The 2,014-nt window shown below is 70.8% G+C and carries 3 protein-coding genes; all 3 read left to right on the top strand.

Going from position 1 to position 2,014, the window contains the following annotated elements; all coding sequences use genetic code 11:
• A partial coding sequence (locus FV222_RS24370) for a helix-turn-helix domain-containing protein (RefSeq protein WP_281406919.1) occupies nt 1–272 on the top strand: 272 nt, incomplete at its 5' end.
• Between the two features lie 228 nt (nt 273–500).
• Nucleotides 501–1,382 carry a chlorophyll synthase ChlG gene (chlG, locus tag FV222_RS24375; RefSeq protein ID WP_147752936.1) on the top strand — a complete coding sequence of 294 codons (882 nt, stop codon included), beginning with the start codon at nt 501–503 and terminating at the stop codon, nt 1,380–1,382.
• The coding region (locus FV222_RS24380) for a PucC family protein (RefSeq protein ID WP_147815850.1) at nt 1,382–2,014 on the top strand (633 nt) is incomplete at its 3' end. The genes chlG and FV222_RS24380, both read left to right, overlap by 1 nt.

Raw genomic sequence — 2,014 nt, forward strand, 5'->3', positions numbered from 1 at the left:
GCGCCGTGGCCGCCGCGGCGCCGGGCTCGCACGAGCTGCCGCGCTCGGTCGAGCAGATGACCGAGCTCGTCGGCCGCGTCTCGATGAAGAATCTCGTGCGCGAGACCACCGATTTGATCGAGCGCCTGTGCATCGAGGCCGCCCTGCGGATCACCCGCGACAACCGCGCCTCGGCCGCGGAGATGCTCGGGCTCAGTCGCCAGGGACTCTACGCCAAGCTGCGCCGCTACGGCATCGGCGACCTCGACGGGCCGGACTTTCCCGACGCCTGACCCTCGCATGCGGGACGACGACCGTGTTGCCCGCGCGCACGTCACCGTCCCTCCGGAGCATGCCTTCGGCGACGAAAGCCGGCGTCGATCGAATCCCTCGACCCACACCGCCAGGCACGGACGAGATGTCTGGCGGGACGTTTCGCAGCCGGGTGTGTCAAAAACTTTGACCGTTCGAACTGTCATCTTCGCTTGACACCTTGGGTGCCGGAAACCTAGCCTCCGGACATGGCGACACCGGCTCCCAGTGCACTCGTCGAACTGCTCAAGCCGATCACGTGGTTCGCGCCGATGTGGGCCTTCGCCTGCGGCGTGGTCTCGTCGGGGCAGCCGACCCATGGGCAATGGCCGGTGATCATGGCCGGCGTCGTCCTCGCCGGGCCGTTGGTCTGCGCCACGAGCCAGGCGGTCAACGACTGGTACGACCGCCACGTCGACGCCATCAACGAACCGAACCGCCCGATTCCCTCCGGCCGCATGCCGGGGCGCTGGGGGCTCTACGTCGCCGCGGCCTGGACCGGCCTGTCGCTCCTCGTCGCCGCCGCGCTCGGGCCTTGGATCCTCGGCGCTGCGATCTTCGGCCTCGTCCTGGCCTGGCTCTACAGCGCGCCGCCGATGCGCCTGAAGAGCAACGGCTGGTGGGGCAACTCGGCGGTGGCGATCTGCTACGAGGGGCTGCCCTGGTTCACGGGCGCCGCCGTCATGGCTGCGACCGTCCCCGACCACCGCGTCCTGATCGTCGCCGCCCTGTACTCGATCGGCGCTCACGGCATCATGACCCTGAACGACTTCAAGTCGGTGGAGGGCGACACCCTCACCGGCATCCGCTCGCTTCCGGTCCAGCTCGGCATCCCCGGGGCCGCCCGCTTCGCCTGTCTGGTGATGGCGGTGCCGCAGGCAGCGGTGATCGCGTTCCTCTTCGCCTGGAGCCGCGGGTGGCACGCGGCGATCGTCGCGATGCTGCTCCTTGGGCAGATCGCACTGATGCGCCGCCTGCTCGCGGCGCCGCGCGAGAAGGCCGCCTGGTACAACGGCACCGGCACCACCCTCTACGTGCTTGGCATGCTGGTCGCCGCCTTCGCGCTCCGTCCGCTCGTGGGAGTGCCGTGATGGCCGCCTTGTCCTCGTCCACGGTGTCATCCGGGTTCTCCTGGATGCAGATCGTCCGCCTAGGGCTGGTCCAAACCGCGCTTGGCGCGGTCGTGGTGCTGATGACCTCGACCATCAACCGGGTGATGGTGGTGGAGCTGGCGCTGCCTGCGATCGTGCCGGGCGCCCTTGTCGCCCTCCACTACGCGGTCCAAGTGCTGCGCCCACGCTGGGGCTACGGCTCCGACTTCGGCGGCCGCCGCACCCCCTGGATCGTCGGCGGCATGGCCGCGCTGGCGCTCGGCGGCTTCCTCGCCGCGGTGGCGACCGCGCTGGCCGAGACCAACCTTTTCGCCGGCCTCGCCCTCGCGGTGCTGGCCTTCTTCTCCGTCGGTATCGGCGCGGGCGCAGCCGGCACCTCGCTCCTGGTTCTTCTCGCCACCGGCGTCGAGGACCGGCGCCGGGGCGCGGCGGCGACGATCGTCTGGGTGATGATGATCGCCGGTTTCGCGGTCACGGCGCCGCTCGCCGGGCACTTCCTCGATCCGTTCTCCGGGGCGCGGCTGGTGGCGGTCTCGGGCACTGTCTCCCTCGCGGCGTTCGTCCTCGCGTGCCTGGCTGTGCGCGGCGTCGAGCCCGCCGCCGCGCCGGCG

The organism is Methylobacterium sp. WL103, assembly GCF_008039885.1.
In the GTDB taxonomy this organism is placed as follows: domain Bacteria; phylum Pseudomonadota; class Alphaproteobacteria; order Rhizobiales; family Beijerinckiaceae; genus Methylobacterium; species Methylobacterium cerastii.